The sequence below is a fragment of the Mesorhizobium sp. M7A.F.Ca.US.005.03.2.1 genome, from assembly GCF_003997795.1.
In the GTDB taxonomy this organism is placed as follows: Bacteria; Pseudomonadota; Alphaproteobacteria; order Rhizobiales; family Rhizobiaceae; genus Mesorhizobium; species Mesorhizobium ciceri.
In genome coordinates this window covers 1-1419 of sequence record NZ_RZRP01001197.1, presented here as the reverse complement: position 1 = coordinate 1419, position 1419 = coordinate 1, and the positions used below count along the sequence as shown (strand labels likewise).

The following is a 1419-nucleotide window of genomic DNA, read 5'->3' as shown; positions in this document are numbered from 1 at the left end:
GTCGACGACGGTCACCCCCTTGGCGGCGACCTGCTGGCCGAGCAGTCCGGCGAAGGCCGAGGTCTTCTTGCGGTTGAAATCGCCTTCCAGCCCATGGCCGACGGCCTCGTGCAGCATGACGCCCGGCCAGCCGCTGGACAAGACGATGTCGAAAGTGCCGGCCGGCGCCGGTATCGCCTCGAGATTGACCAGGGCTTGCCTGAGCGCCTCCTTGGCGGCGTGCTTCCAACTGTCCTCGACCAGGAATTCGCCAAACGCCTTGCGGCCGCCCATGCCGTAGGAGCCGCTCTCCTGGCGGTCGCCATTGCCGACAACGACGGAGACGTTGACGCGGACCAGCGGGCGGATGTCGCGCACCATTTGGCCGTCGGCGCGCACGATCTCGACATGCTGCCAGGATGCGGCGAGCGATGCCGAAACCTGCCGCACGCGTGGGTCCTCGGCGCGCAGCCAGGCGTCGATTTCCTGCAGGAGCTTTGCCTTGGCCTCGAAGGAGGGCGAGGGGATCGGGTTCTCTTCGCCATAGAGATGGCGGTTGGTGCGGGCGGGTGCGGCGGCAAGCGTGCCGGAATAGCCGCCCTTGACGGTCGAAACGGCATCGGCCGCGCGCAGCAGCGAAGCTTCGGAGAGATCGCTGGAATGGGCATAGCCGCTGGCTTCGCCGGCAACCGCGCGCAGGCCAAACCCTTGGTCGGTGTTGAAGTTGGCGGTCTTCAGCCGGCCATTGTCGAACATCAGCGCTTCGCTCTCGCTGTATTCGAGGAACAGCTCGCCGTCATCGGCGCCGTTGATGGTTTCGGCGACGATCTGCTTGATGCGATCGTCTGAAATGTCGAATTGGCCGATCAGGCTGTTCATGGCGCGTCCGTTCACAGGAGGAATGGGTCTTTGCCACGATGTAGGCGCGAAGGTGCGCCGAGACAATCGCTCAGCCGCATTGTGAAGACAAAAGCGGTTTGCCAGCAGACCGTCGACGTCACTTCTGGTTGATGAAGCCGGTGATGTCGCCGGGCTTTCAGGGGAGGGCGGCGAAGCCGTCGGCAAAACCCTTGAGGTCGACCGGGATGCCGATGCCTTCTTCCGGGGTCTGGAAGACAATGAAGGTGGCCGACGTGCCGGTCTTCAGCGTGTCGAGAAGCGGCTTTTCGAGGATAACCTCGGCATAGCAGCCGTCCTGGAAACAGCGCACGAAATAGGCGCGACCGATGTCCTTGCCGTCGACATTGAGGCCAAGCCCGTTGGGCAAAAGCACGCCGAGCGGCGCCAGAACGCGCAGGATCTCCGCCTTGTTGTCGGCGGTGCGCAGCACGACGACCGACAGTCCCATCTCCGGACGGTCCTCGGCGACGACGTTCTGCATCATCACGCATTGTTCCGAGGTGGCACCGGCCGGCGTGTCGCAGATGATCGACCATGCGC

The 1419-nt window shown here is 64.2% G+C and carries 2 protein-coding genes; both read right to left on the bottom strand.

Going from position 1 to position 1419, the window contains the following annotated elements; all coding sequences use genetic code 11:
* A partial coding sequence (locus EN991_RS36175; RefSeq protein WP_245461174.1) for a metallopeptidase TldD-related protein occupies positions 1-858 on the bottom strand: 858 nt, incomplete at its 3' end.
* Positions 859-1015: 157 nt separating this feature from the next.
* A partial coding sequence (locus tag EN991_RS36170; RefSeq protein WP_164769656.1) for an invasion associated locus B family protein occupies positions 1016-1419 on the bottom strand: 404 nt, incomplete at its 5' end.